The sequence below is a fragment of the Kordia antarctica genome (assembly GCF_009901525.1).
Taxonomy (GTDB): Bacteria; Bacteroidota; Bacteroidia; order Flavobacteriales; family Flavobacteriaceae; genus Kordia; species Kordia antarctica.
On sequence record NZ_CP019288.1, the window covers coordinates 3,719,450 to 3,733,651 of the forward strand.

Genomic DNA, 14,202 nt, shown 5'->3' on the forward strand with positions numbered 1-14,202 from the left:
AAATACACACAATGATGAACACACTTAGAAAACAATCAAATCGTATAGGTATTGTACTATTACTACTAATGACGAGCATAGGATTTATATCTTGTGACAAGGAATTAGATTTAGAACCAGTAATAGAACAGACAGCAGCAAATGTCTTTGACGATCCTGCGGCATACGAACAATTTCTTGCAAGAATTTATGCAGGTTTTGTAGTGAGTGGACAACAAGGTCCCGCTGGAAATCCTGATATCTCAGGAATTGATGAAGGATTCTCAAACTATTTGAGACAATATTGGAAACACCAACAATTAACAACTGATGAAGCTTTAATTGCTTGGAATGATGGAACAATACATGATCTAAACTGGCAAACATGGACGCCAGCAAATGAATTCATTACAGCAATGTATAACAGAATTTATTATCAAATTTCTATATCAAATGAATTCTTAAGAGCAACCGCAGACGTTCCAGAATCTGAATTTTTAACAGCAGCATACAAAGCTGAGGTTCGTTTCTTAAGAGCTATGAGTTACTGGCACGCCATTGATATGTTCGGAAATGTTCCGTTTGTAACAGATGCAGATCCAGTTGGCGCATTTTTGCCTCCACAAGGAAGCAGACAAGAAGTATACGACTTTATCATTGCTGAATTAACAGAAATTGAACCAATGATGATCGATGCGCGCCAAAATGCATACGGACGCGCTGACAAAGCTGCACTTTGGATGTTATTAGCAAAAATTTACTTAAATGCGGAAGTGTACACAGGAACTGACCAAAGCGCACAAGCAATTCCGTATTTAGAAAATGTTATTGGAGCTGGTTATGTATTACATGATAACTATGACGAATTATTCTTGGCAGATAATGATACCAATGGAGCTCAAAATGAATTTATCTTTACATTTAATTCTGATGGATTAAATACACAAGGATTTGGAGCAATGACATTCTTAGTACATGCACCTGTAGGTGGAAACATGAGCGCAGCAAACTTCGGAATCAACGGAGGTTGGGGCGGAATTAGAACCACAAGTACTTTTGTAAACAAATTCTCAGCTTCGGAATTAATAGTTGACCAAAGAGCAAACTTCTTCACAGACGGACAAAATTTAGAAATTGAAGATGTATACAACTTTAACGATGGTTATGCTGTAGAAAAATTCAAAAATGTAACAAGTAATGGTGCTCCAGGATCAGACAGTTCAGGAGACTTTATTGATACTGATTTCCCTGTTTTCAGATTAGCAGATGCGTATTTAATGTATGCAGAAGCTGTAAAAAGAAGCGGAACTGGCGATCAAGGATTGGCTGTACAATACGTAAACTTAGTACGATTACGTTCTAGCGCAAACCCAATTGGAGGTTTTTCAGATATTACAGATACATTCTTATTAGCAGAACGCTCAAAAGAATTGCATTGGGAAGCACACAGAAGAACAGACTTAATTCGTTTCGGACAATTCTCAGACCAAGGTGTTTGGCCTTGGAAAGGAAACGTTGAAGGCGGAACAACAACAGCAGCTTATAGAGACTTATTCCCAATACCAGCTACGGATATTACCGCAAACCCTAACTTAACTCAAAACTCAGGTTACTAAAAAAAATTGAAATGAAAAAACTAAATAAAATATCAACAGGCTTATTAGCAGTAGTCGCGTTCGTTGGATTCAACGCATGTAGTGAGGATGATAACTTAATCATTGCTTCTGCGAAAGGCGGACCACAAATAGTAACTCCAGCATCAGGAACAGCAATTGTTTTAAGTGCTGCAAACGAACAAAACTTAGCAACTACGCTTGTTTGGAACGATGCAGATTATGACGCAAGTGTTGCCATTAACTATGAAGTACAACTTGCTTTAGCAGGAACAGAATTTGCTGCACCAATTGCAGGCGGATCAACTACGGAACGTTTTGTTTCTTGGACAAACCAACAACTAAACGATGTTTCTATCGCAGCAGGATTAAATCCGTTTGTAGCTGGAGATGTTGAAGTACGTGTAATTTCTTCGATTGGAACGCAAGACGCGCAACAACAAACTTCGGAGTCAATCACACTAAACATTACTCCATATACAACTTCGTTACCTAAAATTGGAGTACCAGGAAATCACCAAGGATGGGATCCGGGAACAGCACCATTATTAGCATCTTCAGAATTTGGAGCTACTGACTATGAAGGATATGTTTGGTTAGATGGTGAATACAAGTTTATAGCACCAGATGAAGCAGGAAACTTTGCTTGGGGAAATTTAGATTGGGGAGATGATGGAAGTTTTTCAGGAGTATTAATTGCTGAAGGAGAATCTAATATTCAAGCTTCAACAGCAGGACATTACTTAGTAAAAGCAAATACTGCCGATTTAACATACAGCGCAACACAATATAGTTGGGGATTAATCGGATCAGGAACACCAACAGGTTGGGACAGTGATACGGATATGACATACGACGCAGGATCACAAACTTGGACACTTACCGTAGATTTAACTGCGGAAGAAATCAAGTTTAGAGCAAACGACGGTTGGGACTGGAATTATGGAGATACAGGAGCTGACGGAAGTTTAGAAAATGGTGGAGACAACATTGCAGTGCCAGCAGCAGGAAACTACACAATAGTATTAGACTTAAGCAATCCTAGAGGGTATACATATACACTTACGCTTAACTAGTGAAAGTCGATTTTGAGGAGTCTGCAAGACGAACTCAAAATTGTAAATTGAACTAATCCCGTTGAAAAACGGGATCTCAATCTTAATACTTAAATAGCGCAAGGTTGATCTCTATCATATATAAATTATCATAGAGCTTGCCCTTTAGTTAAAGATCATTTTAAAAGGCTGTAATTATCATCATTACAGCCTTTTTATGTTTTTCAAACAAAGAGTACAAAAAAAAGAAAACTGATGAAAAAAAAATTACACTTATTATTCCTACTGTTTGCTAGTATTGCATTCGGACAAGTAACTATTTCGCCATCACCTTTTGAAGTAAACCAACTAATTACCATTACGGTTGACATCAATAGTTCGGCAACGGATTGTGCAGGAATCACAAACCCAGATAAAGTATACATGCACTCAGGTGTTGGAACCGATAGCAATCCGTGGACATATGTCGTTGGAAATTGGGGACAAGATGATGGTATCGGAGAAATGACAAACATCAGCGGAAGCTTATGGCAAATTCAAATTACGCCTGAAACCTATTATGGTTTAACAATGGCACAAGCTGAAACTATAACCAAAATGGGAATGGTTTTCAGAAACAAATCAGGAACACAAGAATTGAAAGCTTCAGGTTGTAATGACTTTTTCTTTGATGTTGGAGCGTTTCAAGCAACACTAGTTACACCAAATGACGGAAGCACTACGATTTTAGCTTCTGGATCAAACTTATCTATTACCGCAAATAATTCTGGCGGAAGCGCAGCCTATGTGTTAAAAGCAAACGGAACAACGATTAACTCAAACAATGGTTCGTCTTATTCGTACACAGATACAAATATCACAGCCAATAAAAATTATGTATTAGAAGTTACGCTAAGCGGAACAACTATTTCAAAGAATTTCAATGTAATTATCAATCCAGGAACGGCGACACAAGCGTTGCCAGCAGGAATGGAAGATGGTATCAATTACAATACAGACACAACAAAAGCAACATTGGTATTAGATGCGCCAAACAAAGATTTCGTATACATCGCAGGAAGTTTCAATAACTGGCAACCTGACGGAACGTATGCTATGAAAAAAGATGGAACTACGGGGAAATTTTGGTTAGAAGTTGACGGATTAACGCCTGGACAAAACTACACATATCAATATTGGGTTGTTGACGAAACACCAATAGCAAACTCTCCATCATTAGTAAAAACGGCTGACCCTTATTCAACATTGGTATTATCGCCATTTGATGATCCTTTTATTCCAGCTTCAACATATCCAAACCTTCCAACATATCCTGCGGGACAAGAACGTGAAGTTACAGTTTTACAAACAGGACAAACGCCATATGCTTGGCAAGTAACAAACTTTGCAAAGCCTAAAAAAGAAGATTTAATTGTGTACGAAGTATTAATTCGTGATTTTGATGCGGATAGAAACTTCCAAAACTTAATTGATCGTATTGACTACTTTAAAAACTTAAATGTAAACGCAATTGAGTTAATGCCAATCATGGAATTTGAAGGAAATGAAAGTTGGGGATACAACACGGCTTTTCATTTAGCATTAGATAAATATTACGGAACTTCGGATAAATTCAAAGAATTTGTAGACTTATGTCATCAAAATGGAATTGCGGTTATTTTAGATGTCGCTCTAAACCATGCATTTGGTAGAAACCCAATGGTGCGTATGTGGATGAATGATCCAGATAATGACGGTTGGGGCGATCCAAGTTCGGAAAACCCTTATTTCAATCAAGTAGCAACGCACAGTTACAGTGTTGGATCTGATTTTAATCATCAACAATCAAGAACACAATATTATACAGAACGTGTGATAAAACATTGGATTGAAGAATACAATATTGATGGTTTCCGTTGGGATTTAACCAAAGGATTCACGCAAGAATGTACGTCTGGCGATGATGGTTGTACAAACGGTTACAGAAATGATCGTGTGGCAATCTTAAAGCAATACGCTGATTATTCTTGGAGTTTAGATGCGAATCATTACGTAATCTTTGAACATTTAGGTCAAGACAACGAAGAAAAGCAATGGGCAGATTATCGCTTGGGCGAAGGAAAAGGAATTATGATGTGGGGAAAAATGACCGATCAATACAATCAATTAACCAAAGGATTTGCTTCCAATGCTAATATTTCTCGTATGGGACATAATAGTAGAGGTTTCAACGGACCACGATTAATTGGTTATGCGGAAAGTCATGATGAAGAACGATTAATGTACAAAAACCTTCAAGAAGGAAATACAGCATTATCATCTCATAATGTACAAAACTTAAATACTGCATTATCAAGAATGTCTGCGTTAGGCGCGGCTTCTTTAACGATTCCTGGACCAAAAATGATTTGGCACTTTGGCGCGTTAGGAATGGAAAACTCCATTTTTACTTGCGGAAACGGAAGTGTAAATACACCAAGTGATCCAACAGCGGGCGATTGTAAACTAGATACAAAACCACAACCACAATGGACAAATAATTGGCTTGCGGATGCAAACAGAGCTAAAATTTATAACGATTGGGCACGAATTATTCAACTAAAAGTTAATGAGCCAGTTTTTGAAGCAAACTACGCAATCAGTCCGTATATCAATGATATCAGACAACGTATTTATCTTTGGGATGATACAATTCCTGTTACTGAATTAAAAAATGTAGTGATTTTGTGTAATTTTTCTGTGGCAGATTTAACGATTGTTCCAGATTTTCCTTATCCAGGAACTTGGTACGATTTAATGGACGAAACTGGTGCAACAAGTATGATTGTAACCAATACGGCAGATCCGATTGCAATTCCTGCGGGACAATTTAGAATCTTTGGAAACCAACAATCTGTATTAAGTACGCAACAATTCCAAAGCATATCAAATACAATCTCGTTATATCCAAATCCTGCTTCGAGTAGTTTTAAACTAGACAAAAAAGTAGAAGAAGTATTGATTTATGATATCACAGGAAAGCAAATCAAATCGTTTGAAGGTGGATTTACAGCAGGACAAACATTTGATATTTCAGAATTATCAAAAGCGTTGTACTTAGTAAAAATTATTTCTAACGAAGGAACAGCAACAAAACGATTGCTTATTGAGTAATCTCAAATTGAGATAACATTTTTTCCAATAAAGAATAGGCTAAATAATATTTGATTAAACTTGTGTTATATAATTAAAAATTAGGAAAAAAATGTTTTTAAAAAGTCGCTATGAAAATAGCGACTTTTTGTTGTTTACAATTATATAAGTAACTGATATTACTGATCGTCTTCTTTCTTTGTATCTTTTTCTATGATTTCCACTTGCTTTTGTGCCATTCCAAACATAAAGCTATAATCGGAAGCATATTCCTTTCCATCTTCTCTATTACTAATTCCGGCATTAATATGACAATCTAAACAGGAAATTCCTTGTATATAGGTTTCCATCGTTACATTTGTTAAGACTGTTGGTGTTTTTCCGCCATTTTTCAAAGGTGTAAACTTATTATTATCAACATCAGCAACTGAGCTTGATGGCCATTGACTATCAACTAATTTGTAATACTGAAATACACTTTTCGGATTCAACTCAGCAATTCTTTCTTTTACAAAATCATTTAAGACAATAGCATCTTCTCGTGGTGCTGCAGCAGGATCTTTAATAACTTGAATAGGCTTAGTTATTGGATCTTTACCGACAACAGGCGTTTTATTTGCAGGTTCATCAGACTTCTCAGGATTGTACAATAACCAATCTACATCAGATTCTTTTACATTTGTTTCTGGCGCTAAATCCTCATGTTCAAAAGTAGCCCAATGAAACTGTGGCATTGAAGGTGTTTTTTGAATAATATGTAACCCTACCAAGCCTAATTTCGTTTCTTTGTAATCTCCCAAGATGATGCTATCTCTACTTTTTACTACAACTTTTTGTGGAACCATCGCTGTAATTATTTTATAACGACTTTTAAGTCTGTCGTAATCTGTTTCGGGAATAACGCGCCAAGCAGCTTTAACTTCTATAGAACCATTTGGCAACCAGATTCCTTGTTTTTGCGCAAATTCTTTTTGTGCATCCACATCATATAATTTGTTAGAAACTATATACTCAAACTCTGTGTAATTTGTTTTGATTTCATACCAAATTAAATTTCCATTTTGATCCGTTAACCAAGATGTTCCGCCAGAAGCCTGAAACAGTTCGTTTACCACTTCAGCATCATCATCAAACTTACTAAAATCTCCGATAGATCTCTCAGATTTATTATCCGTTGAGGTTGTATCCATTAACATTTCAAGGTTGCTTCCCCATTGTGTAGGTGTACGATCTGTAAAGATACTTTCAGAACTTTTATAGGTTCCGAATGTCATTGGTGTTAAATCGCCTGGTTTTCCCCAATCTTCAATATTTTTAGAACGATCAGGTTGTCCTGCTTCCGATTGGCTAGACGGCCATGTAAGCGCAATAAATGATTGCCAAGCAAAGGTATTGGCACATTGTTGATTTAGTATTTTTACATCCAATGGATTATTAGGCGAAAAAACCAAGGTATCACATCCTGCGCCACAGGCTTTTGAAGCAGATATATCTGCATATTTATGCTTTGTATTATTGCAGCTAAAAACCATAATCATTGCTACAATTGTTATGAAACTTATAATTCTTATTTTCATTGTAAATTCTTTTTAAATGGATTTCTTTTCTGGAAGTGTTCCTGCTGCAACAACTTCTATTAAATGCGGAACTGCCAATCCAAAATTATTGTTAGTGACCAACATGCTATATTGACCAACAGGTACATTTGCTGGTACTTCTACGCTAATATTAAAAGTATATTCATTGCCTTCAGTAAGCGTTGCATAAGCCGCATCTGTGCCAACATACGTAGAAGTCACTTTAATATTCGTTTCTGGGAAACTAATTTCAACATTGAAATCTTCAGGTTTCACATTTCTACCATGTGCATCTATAACATTATCAATAACCACCGCAAGATTAGTAACAGTGCTACCTTGTGCTACTTGTGTAATATTGCTTGTCACGTTTGCTTTTATATTCAATTGATTCTTCTTGCTAATACTAGCTTTTAAGATATTTGCGTCTACAAAATAACTTACACCAACAATTCCATTATCAGCAGTACAATCTAATTCTCTAGCTTTTGAACTTGTCGTAGCTGGTTTTCCTGCAGCTGCCAATTGTACTTTAATGGTTTCCATAACTTGTGAACCGTATTCAATTTTCTTTCCTAATACTTTAAAATCATTCAACGTAATACTAGAATCCCAACTGTCAGGAACTTCCATAATCATGTGTAGAATCATATTATTAGGATAATCTGGTGCACTTTTAACACCTCTAACAAAACGAAAACAATCTTCTATTTTAGCTCCTTCTGGCGCGTTTGCAGGAAGTTCAAAATATTGATATGAAGGTTCTTGCAAATACAATCCTACAGGATTTAATAACGTTACTTCCAAACCTTGTTGTACCGCTTGATACACGTTTTGTCCAATATGCGGATCACTATGTCTGTACGCTCTTCCGTATTTACTACAACAAACTAATGTATTGGCTGAAGCATTTTCTTGCTCATTATAACTTCTTAAAACAGCTCCACCGCCAGCAAGTACAATCTCTGCACTTAACTCATTTGGCGGACTCGTTAAATGCATGGCGCCACCAGAAGTTGCGGTCATTTTGGTTCCAGAATTCCATTTATTGATCGGATTATAAGTGGCTCTTCCTGTTGTCCTGTCGTATACGATTGCATTATTTTCGTCTCTTAAGTATAAATCTTCTAACTGTATGTTTTCGTTTTTTAGTGTTGTACGATAAATTTCTAACACTTTTTCTGGATCAATTTTCCACATTGTCCAGTAATATTCTGGGTTTTCACAGGTAAAATGTAATCTTACGAGCTTTTCGCTAGCATTCTTCATAATACCCATTTCGCAGTATTCATCTAACCAGCCTCTTGGTCCAAGTGGATCAAATAATTTTACCTCTTTCGGATTTGGATTGCAAGGATTTTTAGGAATAAACACTATACTGTCTTTGTACTTTGCTTGATACGCTTCTGGTCCAATATCGACCATTTCGTACATGTGGTTTAGTCCTTCTGATTTGTATTTTGCATTGAATTTTTGCTCTAAATAGTGAAATACTCTTCCTGGAAAAGCTTCCCAACGTACAGGAATTTGCGCTGCTCCATCAAAGAAATTATCTTTATCTTTTGGATTTACATACGTTTTACCTGGAACGGTAAAGTCATAACCGCCGCTTAAATTATAATTGGCAGATGTTACGGTATATCTGTTTACATACTTATCCCAAGCATCTTCAAAAGCGGCTCTTTTCTCAAGATCTTGAAAGTCTTTTTTACTTTGATATGCTGGTGTATTGAATGTAAAACTGTCATCTTTTGAAGCTTTCATATTTACAAACAAAGCTGCGAAAACAATCAAAAGGACAATTGGAATGATGATTTTTTTCATTTTAAAGTTTATTTGGTATTAGTTAGTATTGGTTGAATGTTTAATTAGCAACTGCTATTTCAGAATTTATAGGAACTATTTTTGAATCTTCTCCTTGTGTTCCTTGTGGAATTGCTGGTAATGAAAAATTAGCAATCGCTCCTTTTTGAAAAAGCACACAATGTGTAGAACCGCCAAACTGAAAATACCCAATTTGCTCTCCTTTTTTCACTTTATCTCCTTTTTTCACCGTAATTAAACACGAAGAAACTTCTGCCATTCCAATAGGCATTACGCAAACCATTCCTAGTTTTGGATCGCCACTTTCTATGAAAATTAAAGCTCTTGCGGCAACTTGTGCTAAATATCCTTGTGAGTTATTCGGTCCAGCCGGATCAAACCCTTCGGAAGCTGCCTCTGAATAATAAGTTCCGTCAATATTTTTAATATCTACAATAGTTCCATCAATCGGCGTATGCCAACGGTGATAATTTTCTGCACTTAAATACGCCTGATATACAGTTCCGCCAACATAATAATCAACGTGGTTTCCGTCTAGCATGTGTTCTAATGAATACGGTTGTCCTTTAATCCAAAATTGATTTGTTTTTTGAACATTCGCGCTAATTTTCAATGGAGCAGATTCACAAGCACTTACAATTACTTTTTTGTCTTTTGGTGAAGCCACAGGTCTTTTTCCTGATTTAAATTCACGAATAAAGAAATCATTCCACGATTTGAATCCCCAAAAAGGTTTTTTAGGATCATGAATAAAGTTTTGCATTTGCAATGCTTTGTAGGCACTTTTACTCATCCAACCATTTGGACCAGTATTTAATACGTACAATGAATCAGGAGAATCTAGATATTTATTCCATTTTTTCAATATTCTTTTGAGTGCTTTGTTCACTTTTTCATCCGCAAAAGCGGCTAAACCTGCTGGCGTAATCATAGGAAAATCTAAAATAGCATTGATTGGAAAACCAACCATTCCTGTCGTATTATATTCAGGAGCCGTTGTTAGCACATGATTCATAATCAGCAACATTTCTTGATAATTTTCAATCTTTACATCTCCGCTTCCTGCTGGTGGCGCAAACGTTGGTTGTTGCTGAAACATTTGTGTAAAGTACATGTTAATGATAGGATCTGTTTCTATCAAATTTTTGAATTTTCTAACAGAAGGATCAAGCTTTCGCTTCTTTTTCTTCGCTTCTTTTTTAGTTTTTGCTAACCATAATGCGGCAGTTTCTATGGTTGGTAACCAATTTCCCATTCGGTTGGTTACTGGCATATGTGTTGAGTCACTCTTTTGCTGTTTCATACTATTTATGGTGGTTAGGGTTCGTTGATTTTTTGATACATTATGCATTGTATCAAATATGTAATAATAAACCTAAACTTTATAGCGCAAAAGCATGCGTTTTGAAAACTAGGTATTACTACTTGGAGAAAAATGGTGTTTTATTCAATTGTAATTGATTTAAGTTTGATATAATTTGAAAAACGATTAGTTTAGAGGATAACTGAAGATTAAGAGATAAGAAAGTTTAGTTATAGTACAAGTTATATACAAAAGGAAAAAAGCAATAAGCCTCATATTTTTATTTCTTACAGAGCATTAATGAGTATTTATTATATACTCACAGTAATATTTTTTCGATTTTGTTTGGAGAATCCAAAATAATCTTTATCTTTGCACCATAAGTTCTTTGAAAGAGTATTGAAAAATTGTAGTAATTAAAATTCAAACTACTAAAGTGTATTAAGTTACACAACCAATTATGGTTCTATTGGCGACGGCACGTAGCACTCTGAAAAGAAGGCAACGGTGAAACTCGGTTTAGGCAAACGCTGAAAACACGAAGTCATTCAATAAGGGAAATTGTAAAGATGTATTTAGGGAAACACTTGAAAACACTTGAAACCAATCCGAATTGAATAAAACTGATAACTTGCTAAAATGTATTAATTTAAGATATATAGTTATAAGTAGCAAGGAATAATTTTGGGGTGATAATGTGAACAACGCATATTGAATTTAATTACAAGCGTATTGTAAATGTAGCAAGGTGATATTGCCTTATAATTAAATACATTAAAGATATGCGTCAAAAGCACAATTATCAACACGTTGATGGTCTTATACTTGGTATAAAGACTATCCTTTCTGAGAACCGTTGTTCATTCTCAGACGAAGAAAAAGTTCATTTATCCAATGCTATTGGATATTTAGAAAACTCTAAAAAAGAAAGCGATAAAAAGCCTATAAATTGGAGTTTAGTTTTCAAAGGAATTGATTTACTCAACAGAGTAATAATCAATCTTGATGATTTCACGAACATTTTCTGACCTGGCACCCCATAAATTTTTTCAAACATCTAAAACATGGATTTAGGATTAGCGATAAAATCAATTAGGAAACAAAAAGGTTTAAACCAAAACCAATTTGCGCAGTTATGCGATATCACCCAAGCATATTTATCACAAATTGAAAATAACAATAAGGAACCTAACCTTTCGACTTTGAAAACCATTTCAAATGAGTTAGAGATGCCTTTGCCTATTCTATTTTTTCTATCAATCGATAGTAACGATATCAGTCCAGAAAAGGTAGATGCTTTTAACATAATTGCACCCTCTGTAAAATCATTGATAAATCAATTCTTTGCTACTCAATGATTAATACACCAAAACATTTAGTCTATACTTTACAAGTTGATATAAAAGAGATAGAATCAATTTTAAATAATATTGATAGCTTCTATAGAGAGAAAATCGAAATTAAAAAAGATAAATTTGGTAAACCTAAATTAGACGCTAAAGGACAACCTAAAAAAAGAATAATAAACCCAAGTACTAAAAGGTTAAAAATAATTCAAACTAGGATCCATAGAAATATTTTGAATAAAATTGAAATGCCAAGTTATGCATTTGGTGCTGTTAAAGGGAAGGATAACATAGTTAATGCTAAACAGCATCAAGGTAAGAGGTACAAATTCACAACTGACTTAAAAGATTTTTTTCCATCGATTACTAATAAAGCTGTTTTCAAAATGTTTGTAAGCCAAGATTTTTCCCCAGAAGTTTCAAGTATATTGACTAAATTAACTACTTATAAAGGCAAAATTCCCCAAGGAGCACCAACTTCATCTACTTTAGCAAATTTAGTTTTTATTAAAACTGGTGATATTTTACAAGAATTTGCTCAAGAAAACAATGCAACTTTTACTTCGTTTGTTGATGATATGACCTTTTCTTCTGCAAAGGATTTTAAAAGTAAAATTCCACAGATTTTAGAAATTATCACAAATGATTATAAAATCAGCCACAAGAAGACAAACTATTCTAGAAATCCTAATATTACTGGACTTCACGCAATGAATAATCATTTGAAGTTGCCAAAATCATTTTTATCAAAACTTGAATCGACTGAAAATAAAACTACTGAACAAATTGCTGGTCTGAGAATGTACAAAGAAAAAGTATATAAAGCTAATTACGGAAAAAATCTAGTTGACGACACCATATAAAATTAATTTAAAATACTGAGCGAAACTGTCAAGCTTTTATATTCCTAGAAAAACCAAAATATCTACTCGCCAAACAACCGCAAACCTTTCCCCATTTTCACATCAGGAAGTCCGTCGTATTTTCCTTCTAAATAGTCTTTTTCAAAAGAAGCATCTTTGCGAATTTTCTTGTCGTATAACGATTCCATATTCGTGATTCCGTAACTATCTTTTTCCGCAATAATAATTTGATCGCGTCTAAATAATTTTCGTTTCGGATTTATTAAAGACGAATTATGCGAAGCAAAAATAAGTTGTGCGCCATTCGGGTTATTCTCTTTCGAATTAAACAATTCAATAATCGCTTTGCTCAAATGTGGATGCAATTGCGCATCAAACTCATCAATAATCAGCGTTTTTCCGTTTAATAACGTATCTATAATTGGACCTGAAAGTGCAACATATTTTCCTGTTCCTAAAGATTCACTGACAAATAAATTAAAATATACGTTGTCTACTTCTTCATTATTTTCATCATAAATAGCGTGTTTTGTGCTCACGACAACATTCTCTTCATCAGATTCCAAAATCATCTTTCTAATTTCTTTTGGAACGTTTCCTTTCTCTAAAATTTCTTCGGTAAGCTTAAAACGTTCTACTTTCGTTTCCGTAAATCCTAAATCGGCGCCAGCAATAAAATTATCAATATATTTTTTCTTTGCAGGATCGTCCATCATATCAATTGTAAAATTAATAGTGAATCTGTCTTGCATTCCAGAAATATATTGAATGGAGTTCAATGCTTTCAAAATAGCCATTCCAGTAGCAATATTAAATTGCGCGCAGACAGAAATAAATAAGGCATTCTTTCGTGTAATAGTCGTTAAATTAGAACTCGCCGCATCAAACTTTTTTGTGATTGTAATTTCTTGAAAATCACGTTCAAACAATAATTGCTCTTTATTTTTTGTAGTGACGTACAACCATTCTTTATGAATTTCTGTTGCATCTGCTTCAAAACCAAAACGATACTTTACAGCATTATGAATAAACACCAATTCAAAAAAACTAGGTTTATCAATAGATTCTGTAGATAAACAAAACGGTTGAATTTCTATTGGTTCATCCGATTGTGAATCTTTCGAAGAATTTAAAATAAATGTTCGTGCAAAATTAATCGCCTTAAACAAATTACTTTTCCCGTTAGAATTTGCTCCGTATATAATAAGACTCTTCAATAATGTCAAATTTTTTATAGGGGAAACATGAAGATTCGCATCTCTAAGTTCGGTTAAAGAAGAAGCTGTTAAATCAATAGACGTTCTATTTTTGAATGATAAATAGTTTTCTACCGTGAATTTTACGAGCATTTGGGTTCATTTTTAGGTTTTTCCAATACAAATATATCAATTTATACGAAAATATCGTACAAAAAGACAAATTAAGTTTGGTTAGCAAAAATAAAAATCTATATTTGTACGTGTTCTTCTCATAAAAAGCATTTTTTTTGTAAAAACACATCGTATATGAATGCAATCGTCGTAAATATCGT

At 34.6% G+C, this 14,202-nt stretch carries 10 protein-coding genes; 6 read left to right on the forward strand and 4 right to left on the reverse strand.

What is annotated here, in order from left to right; all coding sequences use genetic code 11:
* Window positions 1-14: 14 nt before the first annotated feature.
* The 3 genes from IMCC3317_RS15410 to IMCC3317_RS15420 all read left to right on the forward strand — a co-directional run bounded on the left by IMCC3317_RS15410 (window position 15) and on the right by IMCC3317_RS15420 (window position 5,779).
* On the forward strand, window positions 15-1,595 hold the full coding sequence (locus tag IMCC3317_RS15410) for a RagB/SusD family nutrient uptake outer membrane protein (protein ID WP_160130385.1): 1,581 nt from the start codon (window positions 15-17) through the stop codon (window positions 1,593-1,595).
* A gap of 11 nt (window positions 1,596-1,606) precedes the next feature.
* Window positions 1,607-2,668 (forward strand): SusE domain-containing protein, encoded by a 1,062-nt coding sequence (locus IMCC3317_RS15415; RefSeq protein ID WP_160130386.1) that lies wholly within the window; start codon window positions 1,607-1,609, stop codon window positions 2,666-2,668.
* Window positions 2,669-2,902: 234 nt separating this feature from the next.
* A complete protein-coding gene (locus tag IMCC3317_RS15420) occupies window positions 2,903-5,779 on the forward strand; it encodes an alpha-amylase family glycosyl hydrolase (RefSeq protein WP_160130387.1) in 2,877 nt (958 codons plus the stop codon).
* Window positions 5,780-5,937: 158 nt separating this feature from the next.
* On the opposite strand, the gene IMCC3317_RS15425 is transcribed toward IMCC3317_RS15420, so the two are convergent.
* Genes IMCC3317_RS15425 through IMCC3317_RS15435 form a run of 3 tightly spaced genes read right to left on the reverse strand, consistent with a single transcriptional unit; the run spans window position 5,938 to window position 10,462 of the window.
* Window positions 5,938-7,335, reverse strand: a complete 1,398-nt coding sequence (locus IMCC3317_RS15425) for a hypothetical protein (protein ID WP_160130388.1) — start codon at window positions 7,333-7,335, stop codon at window positions 5,938-5,940.
* Window positions 7,336-7,347: 12 nt separating this feature from the next.
* Window positions 7,348-9,159, reverse strand: a complete 1,812-nt coding sequence (locus tag IMCC3317_RS15430) for a hypothetical protein (RefSeq protein ID WP_160130389.1) — start codon at window positions 9,157-9,159, stop codon at window positions 7,348-7,350.
* Window positions 9,160-9,199: 40 nt separating this feature from the next.
* Window positions 9,200-10,462: a phosphatidylserine decarboxylase family protein gene (locus IMCC3317_RS15435; protein WP_160130390.1), complete on the reverse strand. Its 1,263-nt coding sequence runs from the start codon at window positions 10,460-10,462 to the stop codon at window positions 9,200-9,202.
* 782 nt (window positions 10,463-11,244) lie between these two features.
* Between IMCC3317_RS15435 and IMCC3317_RS15440 the strand changes: the two genes are divergently transcribed.
* The 3 genes from IMCC3317_RS15440 to IMCC3317_RS15450 are packed head-to-tail and all read left to right on the forward strand — an operon-like array spanning window position 11,245 to window position 12,671.
* Entirely contained in the window at window positions 11,245-11,490 is a 246-nt protein-coding gene (locus IMCC3317_RS15440) for a hypothetical protein (RefSeq protein ID WP_160130391.1), read from the forward strand.
* A 36-nt stretch (window positions 11,491-11,526) separates the two neighbouring features.
* Entirely contained in the window at window positions 11,527-11,820 is a 294-nt protein-coding gene (locus tag IMCC3317_RS15445) for a helix-turn-helix domain-containing protein (RefSeq protein ID WP_160130392.1), read from the forward strand.
* Window positions 11,817-12,671: a reverse transcriptase family protein gene (locus IMCC3317_RS15450; RefSeq protein ID WP_160130393.1), complete on the forward strand. Its 855-nt coding sequence runs from the start codon at window positions 11,817-11,819 to the stop codon at window positions 12,669-12,671. Before IMCC3317_RS15445 ends, IMCC3317_RS15450 begins: the two co-directional genes overlap by 4 nt.
* A 62-nt stretch (window positions 12,672-12,733) precedes the next feature.
* On the opposite strand, the gene IMCC3317_RS15455 is transcribed toward IMCC3317_RS15450, so the two are convergent.
* Window positions 12,734-14,020 (reverse strand): AAA family ATPase, encoded by a 1,287-nt coding sequence (locus IMCC3317_RS15455; protein ID WP_160130394.1) that lies wholly within the window; start codon window positions 14,018-14,020, stop codon window positions 12,734-12,736.
* Between the last annotated feature and the right edge of the window lie 182 nt (window positions 14,021-14,202).